At 71.8% G+C, this 14,776-nt stretch carries 13 protein-coding genes; 5 read left to right on the forward strand and 8 right to left on the reverse strand.

Annotated features, from left to right (window positions below; translation table 11 throughout):
• Window positions 1-52: 52 nt before the first annotated feature.
• From ACIBAD_RS31930 to ACIBAD_RS31945, 4 genes are all read right to left on the reverse strand, one after another.
• Complete coding sequence (locus ACIBAD_RS31930) at window positions 53-601, reverse strand: DinB family protein (RefSeq protein WP_134067882.1); 549 nt, start codon at window positions 599-601, stop codon at window positions 53-55.
• A gap of 115 nt (window positions 602-716) precedes the next feature.
• Complete coding sequence (locus ACIBAD_RS31935) at window positions 717-1,193, reverse strand: C40 family peptidase (RefSeq protein ID WP_134073995.1); 477 nt, start codon at window positions 1,191-1,193, stop codon at window positions 717-719.
• 263 nt (window positions 1,194-1,456) lie between these two features.
• Entirely contained in the window at window positions 1,457-2,053 is a 597-nt protein-coding gene (gene thpR, locus ACIBAD_RS31940; protein ID WP_398910186.1) for an RNA 2',3'-cyclic phosphodiesterase, read from the reverse strand.
• 705 nt (window positions 2,054-2,758) lie between these two features.
• On the reverse strand, window positions 2,759-3,556 hold the full coding sequence (locus ACIBAD_RS31945) for a hypothetical protein (protein ID WP_398910188.1): 798 nt from the start codon (window positions 3,554-3,556) through the stop codon (window positions 2,759-2,761).
• Window positions 3,557-3,652: 96 nt separating this feature from the next.
• Between ACIBAD_RS31945 and ACIBAD_RS31950 the strand changes: the two genes are divergently transcribed.
• A complete protein-coding gene (locus ACIBAD_RS31950) occupies window positions 3,653-4,078 on the forward strand; it encodes a VOC family protein (RefSeq protein ID WP_134067878.1) in 426 nt (141 codons plus the stop codon).
• Between the two features lie 106 nt (window positions 4,079-4,184).
• On the opposite strand, the gene ACIBAD_RS31955 is transcribed toward ACIBAD_RS31950, so the two are convergent.
• Together ACIBAD_RS31955 and ACIBAD_RS31960 are read right to left on the reverse strand one after the other, a co-directional pair.
• Window positions 4,185-4,859 (reverse strand): class F sortase, encoded by a 675-nt coding sequence (locus ACIBAD_RS31955; RefSeq protein ID WP_398910190.1) that lies wholly within the window; start codon window positions 4,857-4,859, stop codon window positions 4,185-4,187.
• Entirely contained in the window at window positions 4,856-5,689 is an 834-nt protein-coding gene (locus ACIBAD_RS31960) for a hypothetical protein (RefSeq protein WP_134067876.1), read from the reverse strand. The genes ACIBAD_RS31955 and ACIBAD_RS31960 overlap by 4 nt, the downstream gene beginning before the upstream one ends.
• Before the next feature lie 456 nt (window positions 5,690-6,145).
• On the opposite strand from ACIBAD_RS31960, the gene ACIBAD_RS31965 reads away from it, so the two are divergent.
• The 4 genes from ACIBAD_RS31965 (at window position 6,146) to ACIBAD_RS31980 (ending at window position 12,519) form a co-directional block, all read left to right on the forward strand.
• Window positions 6,146-8,713: a discoidin domain-containing protein gene (locus ACIBAD_RS31965; protein ID WP_398910193.1), complete on the forward strand. Its 2,568-nt coding sequence runs from the start codon at window positions 6,146-6,148 to the stop codon at window positions 8,711-8,713.
• A 134-nt stretch (window positions 8,714-8,847) separates the two neighbouring features.
• Window positions 8,848-10,464: a serine/threonine-protein kinase gene (locus ACIBAD_RS31970; RefSeq protein WP_398910195.1), complete on the forward strand. Its 1,617-nt coding sequence runs from the start codon at window positions 8,848-8,850 to the stop codon at window positions 10,462-10,464.
• Window positions 10,465-10,526: 62 nt separating this feature from the next.
• Window positions 10,527-11,147 (forward strand): GNAT family N-acetyltransferase, encoded by a 621-nt coding sequence (locus ACIBAD_RS31975; RefSeq protein ID WP_398910197.1) that lies wholly within the window; start codon window positions 10,527-10,529, stop codon window positions 11,145-11,147.
• A gap of 256 nt (window positions 11,148-11,403) precedes the next feature.
• The gene (locus ACIBAD_RS31980; RefSeq protein ID WP_134067873.1) at window positions 11,404-12,519 is read left to right on the forward strand and encodes a substrate-binding domain-containing protein; all 1,116 of its coding nucleotides are present in this window, start codon (window positions 11,404-11,406) and stop codon (window positions 12,517-12,519) included.
• Between the two features lie 37 nt (window positions 12,520-12,556).
• Here ACIBAD_RS31980 and ACIBAD_RS31985 read toward each other — a convergent pair whose 3' ends face one another.
• Together ACIBAD_RS31985 and ACIBAD_RS31990 are read right to left on the reverse strand one after the other, a co-directional pair.
• A complete protein-coding gene (locus ACIBAD_RS31985; RefSeq protein WP_398910199.1) occupies window positions 12,557-14,029 on the reverse strand; it encodes a sensor histidine kinase in 1,473 nt (490 codons plus the stop codon).
• On the reverse strand, window positions 14,029-14,763 hold the full coding sequence (locus ACIBAD_RS31990) for a response regulator transcription factor (protein WP_134067871.1): 735 nt from the start codon (window positions 14,761-14,763) through the stop codon (window positions 14,029-14,031). Before ACIBAD_RS31990 ends, ACIBAD_RS31985 begins: the two co-directional genes overlap by 1 nt.
• Between the last annotated feature and the right edge of the window lie 13 nt (window positions 14,764-14,776).

Below are 14,776 nucleotides of genomic sequence, written 5' to 3' on the forward strand. Positions count from 1 at the left end.
GCGCTCGGCCGCCCCCCTCACCGCAGGGGAGGGGAGCTGTCTGCCGGGCAGTTCACCGCCCCGTGGAGCCGTCGATGCACTCGCGCAGCAGGTCGGCGTGCCCGTTGTGCCGGGCGTATTCCGCGATCATGTCCACCATGATGCGGCGCAGGGAGATCGGCTCGCCGGTGCTCTTGCGGATGCCCGTGGCGTCCGGCGACACCGCGGCGGCGGTGATCTGCCGGGACCGCTCGCACTCCGCCCGCCATACGGCGAAGGCTTCGGCGGCGTCGCCGTCCAGGCTCTCGAAGTCCTGGTCGGGGTCGTCGTCGGAGTAGTGGAGCATCGGGACGTCCTCGCCGGCGAACTGGATCCGGAACCACCAGCGCTCGACACCGGCCAGGTGCCGTACCAGTCCGTGCAGGGACAGGGTGGACGGCGGCACGGCCTTCGCGGACAGCTGCTCCTGGGACAGGCCGGCGCACTTGAGCTCGAAGGTCTCCCGGTACCAGTCCAGGGTGGCTTCCAGCGTCTCCCGCTCGCTGCCCGCGAAGGGGGGAGTGCGGCGGGTGTCACCGCTCCACCGGGGCGAGTGGTGCCGGGGGGCGGGTGGGCCGGCCATCGTGTGCCTTCCTGGTCGGGGACGACGCGCGTCTGGAGGCGGACCGCGACGTGGAGGGAGCTGGTCCTGGACCCCGGTTTCCAGGGCGAGGCAGCGGAGGAGGCCGAGCTGCCGCTCAGGTGGCGCGAGTGTAGCGGACGTTTCCGCTCCAAATGCGTTCGAGGCGTACGCGCGAGCCCGGCCGCGGGGCGTGCCAGATCTTGTCATGGCCTGCGTAGATTCCCACGTGTCCTATGGTCGCGCCTGCGGGGAAGAACACGAGATCGCCCGGTACGCGCTGAACACGGCCGATGTGGCGAGTGTGTTCGTACTGCTCGTCGGCGGTGCGGGGAAGCACCCGGCCGGCCTTTCGGAAGGCGTAGAGCGTGAGGCCCGAGCAATCGAATTCCCTCGGCCCCGTCGCTCCGTACACGTAGGGGGCACCCCGCTTTGATGCGGCGATCGCGACGGCCTTGGCGCCGTAGGGCGAGGCAGCCTGGGCCTCGGCGGCGGGGCCGGTGAAGCTGGCCAGGGAGATTATGACGGAGAACGTGAGCACTGTGGCGATACGGCGTGTCTCCAACTGGGCGGTGGAGCGTTTTCGGTTGTCCATCCTGATGGAGCTCAATCGTGATACCTCCGCATTGTGTTGCTGAAGCAGCCCCGGTTGAGGTTCTGTGTCGGTGACATTGCGTATTGGCTTTCGACGGCGGACCAGTTTTGTCTGATCTACGCGAAGTTGCTGCCATCGGACACGGCTTCGAGGATCTCAGTTGAGTAAAATTGTCCGAGTTTATACGCATGAGTTATTTTCCGCGTCGGCGGGCGGGGCGTGCTCCATACGGGGGCATTCGGCGGCGCAGCCCCGGTCCGGGCTCAACGCTTGCCGGTGAATTCCCAGGACCGGATGTCGCGGTAGTGGATCGGGCCGGGGCCGCGGCCTATGTTGCTGCCGACCAGGTGCAGGCGTGCGGCCGGCCAAGTGCGGCCGGCGAACGCGGTGAGCGTGGCCGCGACTTCCAAGGTGCTGGACTGGTCGCTGCGTCGGGCGCGGGCCAGTGTCAAGTGCGGCCGCAGCGGCCGGTCTTCGAAGGCGATGCCGCACTCCCTGACGGCGGTGCGGACGTGGGAGGTGAGCAGGTGCAGCCCCTCGATCTCGCCGTCGATCCCGCTCCAGAGGACCCGCTGGTCGAAGTGTCCGCTGCCGCGCAGGGCCAGTTCAAGGGGCCGGTGCGCCGCCGCGAGGGCGGCGAGCGGCGGCTGCAGGAGCGGGACCGTGGCGACGGGCAGTTCGCCGAGGAAGGCGAGCGTGATGTGCCAGTCCTCGATGCGGTTCCACCGCATGCCCGGGTAGGCGCGGTAGGAGGGCCGTAGTTCCCGTGCCAGCTCCTCCTTGGCTTCGTCGGGCGGGGCGAGGGCGATGAACACGCGGACGGTCGCGGGTGCGGGCGGGGGCTGGATCTGATCGTTCACGAGGGACTTCGTACCGCACCCCGGCGACCGAGTCACCTTCCGCCCCTGCTCCCGCCTGCGCCGGGCATGGCGGGCGTCGTGCAGGATCCGGGGCAGGTGCCAGTCGTCCGCCGCGTGCAGCCGCAGCGCGCCGGGGCAGCTGACACCACGCCTGTACCCGTGCGGGGCGGCCGTATCCGCCCCCGCCTCATGACACCGGCGCCCCGGCCCTCTACCCGGCCGTCCGGTCCAGCGGCAACCGGGCGGCGCCCGCTGCCCGTCGGTACGGATCCCGCCGGCCAGGGCGCTCGCCCGTGGGCAGGTCTCGGGAGCCAGACGAGGCGGCCACCCGGCGGAACACACATGGTGGTTGACCTCGCCGGAGGCGAAGCAGTCGCCCTGGTCGTAGACCAGCGACAAGTCGGCCCATCCGCCGGAGACGAGTACGCGGGCGGTCCCTGCGCGGGCATCGGCGCCTTCCCGGTCACCGTTCCCCTCACGACGGAGGAAGTCGGGCGGCGCGCACCTCTCCAGCTCCGCGCCGCGTGCCCGCACTTGCGCTGCGAGCCCCACCATCGGCTCGACGTGCCCGCACTACCCGTGCGCCATCGACACCACACGCATCCGCGACGTGCACCCCCACAACTTCCGGTCTGCAACGGTGATTCCGCTGCACGACCGGGTCGGGGCCGCGAACACCCGCATCCCGCCTCCGCGGGCCCCGGATCAGTGGTGCGCGGTCAAGCGCTTCGTGAGCACGCCTCCACCGACGATCAGGGCCACGCCGAGCCACCACACGTTCCCGTCGAAGATCAGGACGGCGATCCCGATCGGCACCAGCAGTCCCGCCAGGGGTACGAACATCCCGGCGGGGTCCGGCGGCTCCGGGCCGGGCCGGCCCGCCTCGCGCAGTGCCCGGGCGCGTGCGACGTCCGGGTACCAGTCGGTGAAGCGCAGGGCCGCCACGATGGCCAGGATCTGGATGATCCATCCGGTCCAGATGTTGTTCGGGTTGTGCAGCACCAGGTCCCCGTACGCGCCCGCGATGGCGGCCACCAGGAACGCCAGCCCCCACACCCCGGTGATGAGGTAGTTGGTCCGCAGGAACGCGGGCGTGTCCCAGACCTCCGGATCGACCCGCTCCCGCGCGTACTGGAGGGTGAACGGCATGCGGACCGCCATGGAGCCGAAGGCGATCAGGGCGAGCGCGATGTTGGACACCTCGCCGGCGTACGTTTCCAGCCATCGGCGGGTGCCGTCGCTCGCGAGGATGCCCACGACGGCGAGGACCGTGAAGAAGGCCAGGTCGGCGAGTTCCAGCAGTTTCCACGAACTGCCCGGGTTGATGATCCGCCCGGCCGCGACCAGCACCACCGTCGTCGCCAGGGCGAGTACGACCGCGATCTCGAACCTGCCCGGCCCGACCACGAGCGAGAAGATGATCCACGGAGCCATGCCGATGACGGGGTTCTCCAGGAATCCCGCGACAGCACCGCGGGCCGTGGTGGGCCCTTCGGTCTTCATCCTTCCAGGGTGCGCGAGCGCGGCCCACGCGGCCATTCGGGGGCACCGGTGCGGGGGAGGGGCGCGGCCGTCCACGGCTCGCGGCACAGTGGAGGCATGGACGCTGACGACCGGAACACCCTGGCCCGCGCACGCGTGGCGACCCGCCTTCCGGCCCGGGACCTGGACCGGGCGCGGCGGTTCTACGCCGAGCGGCTCGGTCTGGAGCCCGTCGACGAGCGGCCCGGCGGGCTGCTGTACCGGTGCGGGGACACGGAGTTCGTGCTGTTCGAGTCGACGGGGGCCTCGCCCGGCACCTTCACCCAGATGGCGTTGACGGTCGACGACATCGAGGCGGTCGTGTCGGAGCTGCGACGGCGCGGGGTGGTCTTCGAAGAAGTCGACGTTCCCGGGTTCCGTACGGAGGGCGGGATCGCCGAGATCGAAGGGAACTACCCGAGCAAGGGAGCCCGGGGCGAACGCGGCGCCTGGTTCCGCGACAGCGAGGGCAACCTGCTGGGCATCGGAGAGCCCGTCGTCTGAGCGGTGCGGCGGGCAGTCCGCCGACGTCAGCCGGAAGAAGCCGATCGGGACGACACGGGGCGTGCCGTCCTTCGCGGCGTATGCGAGGCCGTTCACCATGCGCCGGCTACGCGGTGCCCGTCATGCGGGCGAAGACGACCACGTTGCTGTCGTAGTAGTGCTTCTTCGGGTCGAAGTCGCCGCCGCAGGTGACCAGGCGGAGGCCTGCGTAGTCGAGGTTCTTGTAGACCTCGAGGGTGGGGAAGTCGGCCTTCGGGTACTCGGCGACGCGTTCCACCGTGAACGTGGCCGTCTTGGCGTCGCGCCGGGCCACCTTGATGGTGTCACCGGCCTTCATCGTCTTCAGCTTCTCGAACACGGCCGCCGCCCCGTTCCACGTGACGTGGCCGGCGATCACGGCCGGGCCCTGGGAACCGGGCGTGGGGCCCGGCTCGTACCAGCCCGCGAGGCCGGGGTCCTTCGGGGTCTGCATCGTTCCGTCGGGGTTCTGGCGCAAGGTCTCGAGGGTGCTGGAGAGGCCGAGGGACGGGATGTCGATCTTCTGCGGTTCCGACCGGGCCAGGGCGGGCTGCGCCTGCGCCCCGTCCTTCGGGGAAGCGTGGTGACCGCTCGCGGATGCCGCCGGGGCCGGATCGCTTCCCGCGGCGGCCCGCGCCGGGGCGGCGGGCGCCGCGGGGCTCCCCTGGCCCGCGCATCCCGCGAGCACGAGCGTGGCGAGGGTCAGGGTGGCGGCGGCCAGGGCGCGGCGCACGGTCCGAGCGGGGGTCCGTCCGACATTCATGCGGCGGCGCCCTTGGTCTCCGTACGGACCGGGGCCGACGCGGCGCGTCGCCGTGCGAGGAACACCACGCCGGCCGCCGCCGCGGACACGGCGAGGGCCGCCCCGGCCGGCAGGGTCGCGCTCTGCGGCGCGCCGGCGCCCGCATCGACACCGCCGCCCGTCTCGATGCCGCCGACCGGCAGGGAACCCACCGACGCGCCCATGACCATTCCGCAGTTGGTCGGAGCCGTCGCCTCCTGGGGCAGCTTCGGGTCCAGCTCGCTCTTGCCGGCCCCCTGGACGTCGTACGTGCCGTTGTGGTTGCGGTCGATACCGTGCTGCACGATGTGCAGGTCCTTGATGTGGTCGACCACGTCCTGCGCGACCGTGATCGTCCGCTTGTACGAGAGCTTGCCCTGCTTGTCGGCGACGGGCATCCGGTCCACGGCGAGACCGCTGGCCGGCTTGGTGTCTCCGGAGGTGGTGAGCGAGATGTTGATGTCGCCGTAGTCGACGGTGGCCTCGGTGTTGCTGAGGACCCCGTCGCGGTCGGTGTCGTCACTGGCGTCGGGGCACGTGAAGTCGTGCCCCTTGGTCGAGCCGTGCAGGTGCTGGGCCGAGGGCTGGCCGGGCACCATGCCCTCGGACTGGATCTGCACGGTCAGCTGGTTGCCCTTGAGGCTCAGCATGGCGGTACCCCGGGATCCGGAGTCGTTGAGCTGCGCGAGGTCGATCTGGTACGCCTTCCCTCCCTCCGCGGCGAGAGCCGGGCAGGCCAGCCCGAGGGTCAGGAACACGGCGGCGGGCCCGGCGGCGAGTACCACGAGGCGACCAGTGCGCTTGGCTGTCACATTCGCTCCTGTTCCGCGGCTCCCGGGAGGGGAACCGCAGATCGTACGGGGGTGAAGCGAGCTCCCGGGGAGGGGCTCGCTGCTACTTCGGAGCGCGGACGCCCATGGATGGGTGCCTCTTCGAAAAAACCTCGCGAACGCCGAACCGCCCCGCACGACGGGCTGTCGGAGCTGTGCCGCGGCGGCGCGCAGGGCCGCCGCGAAGGCGGGCCGTTTTTGAGTCGGCCGAGGCGTAGACGGCCGCGGCGTCCACCACCGCGGCAGCACCCGGGTCGAGGCGGACGGGCGGGTCCAGGTGCAGGGCCGCGTTCAGCGGGCCTCCCGCCGAACAGGCCACCGCCCCCGCCTGGCACCCGCTATGCGGCTTCGCGCCAACTCTCGCTGCTTTCAGATGAGTTCATAGCGCGCTGGCCTATGTTCTGTGGCGTATGCGCCAGTTCACCCCAGGAGGTCAGATTGCAGCACAGGCGACGCTTCCTCGCCTTTCCCCGCGCGTTACGCCGCTCCCATCTCCTCATAGCCTTCGGCCTCGGCTCACTGCTGATCGGTCTGATGCCATGGCTCGGGGCCGGCGGTCCGGCGGCGGCCGGGCGGGCGCCCGGGCCGCGGCCCGCGCCCGTTCCCTTCGACCAGCAGACCGCGCAGCAGTCACCGCACCACGGCGTCGCGCCCGCGAACGCCATGGAGCCCACGGCTCCGGTGCTCGACCGGACCGGCTGGACCGCCACGGCCGGTGACGAGGAGACCACCGGTGAGAACGGGCGCGCGGCCAACGTGCTCGACGGCAACACCGGCACCATCTGGCACAGCAAATGGACCGGCACCCCCGCCCCGCTGCCCCACGCCATCACCATCGACATGCACCGCACCGTCGTCGTCTCGGCACTCGTCTACCTCCCCCGCACCGACGGAGCCAACGGCCGCATCGGCGAGTACGGCATCAGCGTCAGCACGGACGGACAGAACTGGGCGGCGGCGAGCCCCGTGGCCACGGGCACGCTCGCGGACGACGGCAGTGCCAAGACCCTCGGGTTCGCCCCGCAAGGGGCCCGGTTCGTACGGCTGACCGCGGTCACCGAGGCCGGCGGCCGCGGCCCATGGACCTCGGCCGCCGAGATCAACCTGCTCGGCGACCCCGGCACGCCCGCCGCCACCGTCGACCTCCCCCGGACCGGCTGGACGGCCACGGCCAGTGACGAGGAGACCGGCGGCGAGGACGGCCGGGCGGCCAACGTGCTCGACGGCAACGCCAACACCCTCTGGCACAGCAGGTGGTCGGGTGCCCCCACCCCCCTGCCGCACAGCATCACCATCGACATGCACCGCACGGCGGCGGTCTCCGCCCTCGTCTACCACCCCCGCCTGGACTGGGCCAACGGCCGGGCCGGTGCCTACACCGTCACCACCAGCACCGACGGCACGACCTTCGGCACGCCGGTCGCCGCGGGCGCCTGGCGCGACGACGACACGGTCAAGACCGCCACCTTCATCCGTACCGAGACCGCGCGCTACGTACGGCTGACCGTGACCACCGAGGCCGGGGCCCGCGGCCCGTGGACCTCGGCCGGGGAGATCCGCCTCAGCGGACCGGCCAGCCCGGCCGTCCACGGCTCCTGGGACCGGATAACCGGCTTCCCCCTGGTGCCCGTCGCCACGGCCGCCCTGCCCGGCGACAAACTGCTCGCCTGGTCCGCGTACGCGGTCGACCGCTTCGGCGGCAGCAACGGATACACCCAGACCGCGATCCTGGACCTGAAGACCGGCAAGGTCACGCAGCGCCGCATCGACAACACCGGCCACGACATGTTCTGTCCCGGCATAGCGATGCTGGCCGACGGCCGCGTGCTCGTCACCGGCGGGAGCAACGCCGAAAAGGCGAGCATCTACGACCCGGCCACCGACGAGTGGTCCGCCACCACCAGCATGAACATCGCCCGCGGCTACCAGGCCATGACCCTGCTCTCCACCGGCGAGGCCTTCGTCCTGGGCGGATCCTGGAGCGGAACGGGGGGCACCGACAAGGCCGGTGAAGCCTGGTCGCCGGACACCCGTACGTGGCGGCAGCTCCCCGGGGTCTCGGCCGTACCGGCGTTGACCGCCGACCCCGCCGGACCCTACCGGGCCGACAACCACATGTGGCTGTACGCCACTTCGGGCGGCAAGGTACTGCAGCTGGGCCCGAGCAGGCAGATGAACTGGATCTCCACCACCGGCCGGGGCGGCATCACGGCCGCCGGGACCCGGGCCGACAGCCAGGACGCCATGACCGGCAACGCCGTCGCGTACGACATCGGGAAACTGCTCACCCTCGGCGGCTCGCCCGCCTACGAGAAGACCCCGGCCACCCGGCGCGCCTACACCGTGAACGTCTCGGGGGGCCAGGAGGTGCAGGCCGCCCGTACCGGGGACATGGAGCACGCCCGCGCCTTCAGCAACAGCGTCGTCCTGCCCGACGGCAAGGTGGCCGTCTTCGGCGGACAGGCCTATCCGGTGCCCTTCAGCGACGCGACGTCGGTGCTGGCGCCCGAGCTGTGGGATCCGGCGACCGGCCGCTTCACCCCGCTCGCCACCATGGCCATCCCGCGCAACTACCACAGCGTGGCCAACCTGTTGCCGGACGGGCGGATCTTCTCGGGCGGCGGCGGCCTGTGCGGCGACTGCGCGACCAACCACGCCGACGGAGCCGTCTTCACACCGCCGTACCTGCTCAACGCGGACGGATCGCCGAAGCCCCGTCCCGCCATCACCGGTGGCGTCCCCTCCAGGGCGGCCCCCGGCGCGTCGCTGACGGTGAGCACCCAGGCCCCGGTGGCGTCCTTCGTCCTGATGCGGGCCGCAGCCGCGACCCACTCCACGGACAACGACCAGCGGCGGGTCCCCCTCGTCTCCACCGCCACGGGAACCGGCGCGTACACGGTGTCCGTACCGGCGGACACCGGAGTGGTGCTGCCGGGCAACTACATGCTCTTCGCCCTCGACGCCCAAGGCGTCCCGAGCATCGCGAAGTTCATCACCATCTCCTGACCCCGCGAGCGGTGTCCGGTGGCCGCCGGGCCGACCGGACACCGCTCGCGGCAGGGACTCGTCCGATAAGTTGACCCACCGGACGGTCCGTTCGCCGCGGACCGGTACGACGTTCGTGGGGGACGGGGGAGTCGGTGGAGTCTTTGCGGCCTGGTGACCTGCCGGAGATCGGCGGGTACCGCCTGCTCGCGCGGCTCGGCGAGGGTGGCATGGGCGAGGTGTTCCTGGCCCGGACGCCGTCCGGCCGACCGCTGGCCCTCAAGACCGTGCACCGGGAGCTGAGCCTGGAGCCGGACTTCGCCGAACGGTTCGCCCGTGAGATACGCACCAACGACCGCGTACGCGGCCCGTGGACGGTCTCGGTGGTGGACTTCAGCCCGCCGGGGGTGCTGCCGCAGTGGCTGGCGACGGAGTACATCGCCGCGCCGTCGCTCGGCGACTGGGTCCGCCGCGCCGGGCCGCTGCCGGAACCGGCCCTGTGGTGCCTGGCCCGGGAGCTGTCGGCCGCGCTGGTCACCGTAGGGGCGGCGGGCGTCGTACACCGCGACATCAAGCCGGCGAACGTGCTGCTCGGTCCCGAGCGGCCCTACCTCATCGACTTCGGGATCGCCCGCGCCGTACGCGACCCCCGCCATACGCAGACGGGCGCGGTCATCGGCACGCCCGGCTTCCTCGCGCCGGAGCAGGCGATCGGCGCCGTGGCACAGGCGCCGGCCGACGTGTTCTCGCTGGCCGCGGTCCTCGTGTACGCGGCGACCGGGCGCGGTCCCTTCCTGACGGGCGGCGAGGAGCTGTCGCTGCCCGCGCTCCTCTACCGGATCGTGCACGACGAGCCCGTGCTGGACGGTGTGCCGGAACCGCTCCTCGCGCTGGTACGGGACTGCCTGGCCAAGGACCCGGCCGCGCGGCCGGCGGCAGAGGACGTCCGGGCTCGGCTCGGCGCGGCGGCGGAGGGGGACTGGAGCGCGGCGGCGCCGCCGGCCCTGGTCGCGGAAGCCGGCCGCCGGGAGGCCGAGCTCCGGCGACTGCTGACCGCGTCGCCGCCGCCTACGGGAGCCCCGGCAGCCCCGGCCCCAGTCCCGGCCGCAGTCCCGGGGACCGGCGCAGCGACGCCGGTTCCCCCGCCCCCGCCGTTCGCCCCCGCAGCCCCGGCGAGCGGGTCCGGGTGGGCCTCCGGGCGGCGCCTGGTCATCGGGGTGGCCGCCGGTGCCGCTGCACTCGCGGTGGCCGTCACGCTCGCGATCGTGCTGCCGAACGGCGATGACGGCCGCCGAGGCGGATCTTCCGCCGCCTCGCACCCACCGTCCGGGTCCTCGCCCGCGCCGTCGTCCTCCGCAGCGCCCACGGCCGGGTCCTTGCCGCAGGCGTGGGTCGGCACGTGGTCCGGCACCGGGCCCGGGACGCCGAACGCCGACGGGATCACCCGGGCGAGGACGGGTGAGTTCGCGGTCACGGTCACGCTGAACGCCGGGGCCGCGGGTGAGATCGTCGGCAAGCAGGTCAGTGACGTCAAGGAGGTCTCCTCCGGGCGTGATCTGGGCTGCACCGAGGCCCTCAAACTCCAGCAGATCAAGGGGAACACCGCGGTCTTCGCGGCGGTGACCAGCCACCCGACCGACCGGGCGGCCTCCTTCGACTGCCCCCAGGGCAACCTGTACGTGCTGACGCTGGAGTCGGCGGACCGGCTGACGCTCGAATCGGAAGGCGCCCAGTCGGCGGGCGCCCCGGAGGCCCTGACCCGCAACCGCTGAACCCGGCAGCCCCGGCGGCGCACCCGGCCCTGGCTCCGGCGTCGAAGATCATCGGGTGCAGAATGACCCGTATGTCGATGACAAACACGCCGAAAACGGCGACGATTGACGACGCGTCACGGATCGGCCTCACCCTGGCCCTCGCGTTCGACGACGACCCGATGATGCGCTGGTTCTTCCCCGACGAGGCCTCGCGCGAAACGGGGCTGGGCCGGTACTTCAGCACGATCTTCACCCGGCAGTACGTGCGCCACGGCGTCTGCGAGTACACCGACGCGGCAGCCGCCTTCTGGGTTCCGCCGGGCGCGCAGGACAAGGCCGTGCCCGACGCCGAGACCATCGAGGAGCTCTCGGAAATCCTGGGCGACCGGGCTCCCCTGTTCCGGCGGGCCGCGGAGGCGGCCGCCGGAGAGGGGCCCCAGGAGCCGCACTGGTATCTGGCCGTGGTCGGCGCGGATCCCGCCGCCCAGGGCCGGGGCCACGGAGCCGCCCTCCTGCGCTCGGGCCTCGCCAAGGCCGACGCGGCCGGTCTTCCGGTCTACCTGGAATCCTCCAAGCCGGCCAACCTCCCCTTCTACGAGCACTTCGGGTTCACCGTGCTCGGCGAGGTCCAACTCCCGGGCGGCGGCCCGACCCTCTGGGCGATGCGCCGCGAGCCGGTGCGCCGACCCGCCGGCGACTGAGGACATTCACGACGGGAGGCGTCGACGGCTCGCCGTCGGCGCCTCCTCGGAACGCCGGGCCTTTCCGCCGGTACCACTTCATGACTTGAACTCTCGCAGCAGTGTCAATCGTGCAGAAAAGGCGTGCTAATCACCGAATTACGTCGATGCGGAGCGTGATGGCAACGTTGCCATCACGTTAACAATTCACTTCTTGACGGAGGCGTCGGCGCCGAGTTGACTGCGTCTATCTCGGCCGCACGGACACGGCCTGCTCATGGAGGTTTACGTCGTGAACACGCATCTCGGTCGGGTCGTCGTAGCTGTCACCGCTGCTGCGGTATCCGCCTCGCTCACCGCCTGCGGCAGTACGGAGGGCGCCGGGTCCGGCGACTCCGCCAAGAGCGAGGCCATCAAGGTCGGCCTCCTGCTGCCGGAGGACCAGACCGCGCGCTACGAGAAGTTCGACAAGCCGCTGATCGAGAAGGAAATCGCCAAATTCACGCGCGGTAAGGGCCAAGTGGTCTACGCCAATGCCAAGCAGGATGCGGCCGCCCAGAACGCCCAGGTCGAGGCGATGATCACCCGTAAGGTGAATGTCCTCATCATCGACGCGGTGGACGCGAAGGCCATTGCCGGCTCGGTCAAGAAGGCCAAGGACGCCGGTATTCCGGTCATCGCCTACGACCGCCTCGCCGAAGGCCCGATCGACGCCTACACCTCCTTCGACAACGAAGACGTGGGCAAGGTCCAGGGCAAGGCCCTGCTGGAGGCGCTCGGCGACAAGGCCGGCTCCGGCCAGATCGTCATGATGAACGGCTCGGTCACCGACCCCAACGCCAAGGGCTTCAAGTCCGGTGCGCACTTCGTCCTGGACGGCAAGGTGGCCATCGGCAAGGAGTACGACACCGTCGACTGGAAGCCCGAGAACGCCAACAGCAACATGGCGGCCGCGCTCTCCGCGCTGGGCAAGGGCAAGATCATCGGCGTCTACTCCGCCAACGACGGCATGGCGGGCGGCATCATCTCCGCCCTCAAGGCCGCCGGAGTCTCCGCCCTTCCGCCGGTCACCGGCCAGGACGCCGAACTCGCCGGCGTGCAGCGGATCGTGGCGGGCGAGCAGTACATGACCGTCTACAAGCGCTACGCCCCCGAGGCCGCAGCCGCCGCGGAGATGGCCGTCGCCCTCGCCCAGGGCGAGAAGATCGACGGCCTGATCAACCAGATCGTCGACAGCCCGACCACCAAGGGCGTGCCGTCCGTGCTCGTCCCGGGCGTCGCGCTGACCAAGAGCAACGTCCGGTCGACCGTGGTCGAGGACGGTGTCTACACCATCGCCGAGATCTGCACCGACAGGTACAGGGCCGCCTGCGAGGAGATCGGCCTGAAGTAGCCGAAGCGGCCCGACGCGGTCCGAATCAGACCTGGCGTCAGTGGGCGGCGGACTCCAGGCGGACGCGGAAGAGGGCTCCGCTGCCCGGCGTGGTCTCCAGTTCCAGACCGCCGCCGTGGGCCCGTACGAGCGCCGAGGCGATCGCCAGGCCGAGCCCCGCCCCGCCGCCCGCCTGCCGGCTCCGGGAGGCGTCCACCCGGTAGAACCTCTCGAAGACCCGGGCCGCCTGCTCCGGGGTGAGGCCCGGACCGGAGTCGGCCACCTCGATCACCTCGCCGCCGCCCGCACTCCCCACCCCGATGCGCACCGGCGAACCCGCCGGCGTGTGCGCGACGGCGTTGCCGACCAGGTTGGCGATCACCTGGCGCAGCCGCGCCTCGTCGCCGCACACCGGTGCCGGACCGGGCGGGCCGACGCCGCCCGGACCGGTCAGCGTCACCTCGCGCGTCGGGTCCAGCGCCCGGGTGTCGTGCAGCGCGTCCACGGCGAGGGTGCGCAGGTCCATCGGGGCCAGCTCCAGGGGGCGCTGCTCGTCCATCCGGACCAGGGTCAGCAGGTCCTCGACCAGACCGCCGAGCCGCACCGCCTCGCTCTCGATGCGGGCCATCGTCCGCTTCACGTCCGCCTCGTCGGCGAGCGCGCCCATCCGGTACAGCTCCGCGAAGCCCCGGATACCGGCCAGCGGCGTACGGAGCTCGTGACTGGCGTCGGCGACGAAGCGCCGCATCTGCTCCTCCGATGCGGCGCGGACCGCGAACGCCGACTCGATCTGCGCGAGCATGCCGTTGAGCGCGCTGGTCAGCCGACCGGTCTCGGTATGCGGTGAGGCGTCCGGCATCCGGTACGAGAGCGGTCGCCCGGCCGAGATCTCCGCCGCGGTCTCCTCGATCCGCCGCAGCGGGCGCAGCCCGGCCCCTACCGCGAACCAGCCGGCAGCGGCGAGCAGCACCGACACCACGACGCCGATGAGCTCGAAGGCGGTGGCCAGGTGGTCCAGGGTGGAGGAGACGTCGTCCAGCGGGGCCGCCACCACGACCCCGGCGGGCAGGGTCGGATCGGCGCTGCCCACGGGCACGATCAGCACCCACCAGGTGCCGTCGCCGTGGTCGCTGGGGACCTCGAACGCCCGCCCGAGCCTGGCCCGCAGCTGCGCTCCGTCCATCGCAGGCCACAGCGGGCCCGGATCACCGGCCGAGACGGGCTCCCGGAACTGGTCGGACACCCTGCCGTCGGCGTCGGCGAACGCCACCACGTACTGGCTCGGCAGCCAGGCCCGGCCCGGCCCGCCGCCCGGCCGCCCGAGGTGCGACTGCGGGGTGCCCTCGGCCCGGACCCGGTACGCCACCGAGTCCCCGTACCGTTCGAGCTGCTGGTCCACCCGCCCCACCAACTGCGCGCGCACCGAGCCGAGGACGACGGTGTCGCTGACGGCCAGCCCGAGCGCGACCAGCGCGATCGAGAGCAGCACGAGCCGGGAGCGCAGCGAGAGGCCCGCGAGCCGCAGCGCCATCAGCTCTGCGGGCGGCGCAGGACGTACCCGACGCCGCGCACGGTGTGGATGAGTTTGACGGCGCCGTCCGCGCCCGAGTCCACCTTGCGGCGCACGTACGAGATGTACGACTCGACGATGCTGAGGTCGCCGCCGAAGTCGTACGCCCACACGTGCTCCAGGATCTGCATCTTGGAGACGACGCGATCGGCATGGGTCATCAGGTACGCGAGCAGTTTGAACTCGGTGGGGGAGAGGGAGACGGGCCGGCCGCCGCGCAGCACCTGGTGGCCCACCGGATCCAGTTCGAGGTCGCCCGCGACCAGGCGGCCCTCACCCGTCGGGGCGCCGGTGCGGCGCAGGATCGCGCGGATCCGGGCGATCAGCTCCTCCAGGCTGAAGGGCTTGGTGACGTAGTCGTCGCCGCCGGCCGTGAGGCCGCTGATCTTGTCGTCCACGCCGTCCTTCGCGGTGAGGAACAGCACCGGCAGGTGGTCGGCCCCGGATCCGCTGCCGGCGCCGACCGCCTCGCGCAGACGGCGTACGACGGCGAATCCGCTGATGTCGGGCAGCATCACGTCGAGCACCACCAGGTCGGGCCGCTCCTCGGCGACCGCCGCCAGGGCGTCGGCGCCGTTCGCCGCCGAGGTGACCCGGAAGCCGACGAACCGCAGCGAGGCGGAGAGCAGCTCCCGGATGTTCGGCTCGTCGTCGACGACGAGCAGGCTCGCCCCGGGCGGCGTGACCGTGTCCATGGGGTCCTCCCTC

The organism is Streptomyces sp. NPDC051109, assembly GCF_044455885.1.
Taxonomy (GTDB): domain Bacteria; phylum Actinomycetota; class Actinomycetes; order Streptomycetales; family Streptomycetaceae; genus Streptomyces.

Bases quoted from the DNA above. Each gene is read 5' to 3' on its own strand.
- ACIBAD_RS31945 (WP_398910188.1), bottom strand. From the start codon at position 3,556: ATGAAGACCGAAGGGCCCACCACGGCCCGCGGTGCTGTCGCGGGATTC.
- ACIBAD_RS31990 (WP_134067871.1), bottom strand. From the start codon at position 14,763: ATGGACACGGTCACGCCGCCCGGGGCGAGCCTGCTCGTCGTCGACGAC.
- ACIBAD_RS31935 (WP_134073995.1), bottom strand. From the start codon at position 1,193: ATGGACAACCGAAAACGCTCCACCGCCCAGTTGGAGACACGCCGTATC.
- ACIBAD_RS31955 (WP_398910190.1), bottom strand. From the start codon at position 4,859: ATGAATGTCGGACGGACCCCCGCTCGGACCGTGCGCCGCGCCCTGGCC.
- ACIBAD_RS31975 (WP_398910197.1), top strand. From the start codon at position 10,527: ATGACCCGTATGTCGATGACAAACACGCCGAAAACGGCGACGATTGAC.
- ACIBAD_RS31980 (WP_134067873.1), top strand. From the start codon at position 11,404: ATGGAGGTTTACGTCGTGAACACGCATCTCGGTCGGGTCGTCGTAGCT.
- ACIBAD_RS31950 (WP_134067878.1), top strand. From the start codon at position 3,653: ATGGACGCTGACGACCGGAACACCCTGGCCCGCGCACGCGTGGCGACC.
- ACIBAD_RS31985 (WP_398910199.1), bottom strand. From the start codon at position 14,029: ATGGCGCTGCGGCTCGCGGGCCTCTCGCTGCGCTCCCGGCTCGTGCTG.
- ACIBAD_RS31930 (WP_134067882.1), bottom strand. From the start codon at position 601: ATGGCCGGCCCACCCGCCCCCCGGCACCACTCGCCCCGGTGGAGCGGT.